This window comes from Arthrobacter sp. H5 (assembly GCF_000520595.1).
In the GTDB taxonomy this organism is placed as follows: domain Bacteria; phylum Actinomycetota; class Actinomycetes; order Actinomycetales; family Micrococcaceae; genus Arthrobacter_D.
Window position 1 is genome coordinate 8825 of the sequence record NZ_KI915032.1, and the last position, 1330, is coordinate 10154.

The window sequence follows — 1330 nt, forward strand, 5'->3', positions numbered from 1 at the left end:
GTCTCCGCCAGGATCAGCCCGCCGGCCTGGGACACCACACCGTCTCCGGCGGAATCAACACGGACAGAGGGATAGAAACCGGTAGACTGACTCACCAGAAAGGTGCTCCTTTTGACGCGGTGGACATGATGCGTAGACAACACCATTTTCCCACGTCAGGAGCACTTTTCGTCGCTTAACACACCCCGCTGGGGCCACCTCCCATGAAATACCGAGGACGCCACGCCTCCAGACCCGCGGAAAGACCCGCCCCGATACCCGAGACGCGCACCGTCTCCGCCAGGATCAGCCCGCCGGCCTGGGACACCACACCGTCTCCGGCGGAATCAACACGGACAGAGGGATAGAAACCGGTAGACTGACTCACCAGAAAGGTGCTCCTTTTGACGCGGTGGACATGATGCGTAGACAACACCATTTTCCCACGTCAGGAGCACTTTTCGTCGCTTAACACACCCCGCTGGGGCCACCTCCCATGAAATACCGAGGCTAGGCCCAATGCCGTTTACTTAGGCTGTGATCTGTTAAACTTTTTGGCATGGCGCGTAGTGGTTGGGTGAAGCCCGAAAGTCCTGAACGGTTGAGCGATCATGTCTCGCTCGGTGTATTGACGCGGGTCTTTCCGCCGGCGGTCGTGGACCGGGTGATTGCCGGTGCCGGTGCCGGGCAGTTGAGGAACCGGCTGCTGCCCTCGCGGCTGATGGTGTATTACGTGATGGCGATGGCGTTGTTCGCGGCCGGATCCTACGAGGAGGTGATGCGGTCGCTGCTGGCCGGGCTCGATTGGATTACCGGGCGGTTCGGCGGCTGGCAGATGCCCACGAAGGCGGCGATCTTCAAGGCCCGCACACGGCTGGGCTCCACGGTAATGATCGAACTCTTCGCTGAGGCTGCCCAGCCGTTGGCGGCTCCCGGTGGTGCCGGCTTTTATAGATCCTGGCGGCTGGTCAGTGTTGACGGGACGACCCTGGATATCGCCGACACCCCGGCCAATGAGCGCGTTTACGGCCGTCCCGGTACCAATACCGAAGCGAAGAGCGCCTACCCGCAGGCGAGGCTCCTGGGACTGGTCGAATGCGGCACCCACGCGATCATCGGCGCCGTGACCGCCGGATATGACACCAGCGAGCACGACATGTATCCGGCACTGCACCACCGCCTGGATCCGGCGATGCTGCTCATGGCTGACCGCGGCTTCTTCAGCTACACGGCGTGGAAAGACAGCTCAGCAACCGGCGCGCAGCTTTTGTGGCGGATGCGCGCGAACAACATCCTGCCCGTGACCGAGGAACTGCCCGATGGCTCCTACCTCTCGGCCATCTACCCCGAC

At 62.3% G+C, this 1330-nt stretch carries 2 protein-coding genes; one reads left to right on the forward strand and one right to left on the reverse strand.

The window, feature by feature from the left end:
• Nucleotides 1–175: 175 nt before the first annotated feature.
• Nucleotides 176–367, reverse strand: coding sequence for a hypothetical protein (locus Y708_RS0120025; protein ID WP_028281287.1), 192 nt, complete (start codon nt 365–367; stop codon nt 176–178).
• Nucleotides 368–538: 171 nt separating this feature from the next.
• Between Y708_RS0120025 and Y708_RS0120030 the strand changes: the two genes are divergently transcribed.
• Nucleotides 539–1330 (forward strand): IS4 family transposase (locus Y708_RS0120030; RefSeq protein WP_035777024.1); only part of this gene is annotated, 792 nt, incomplete at its 3' end.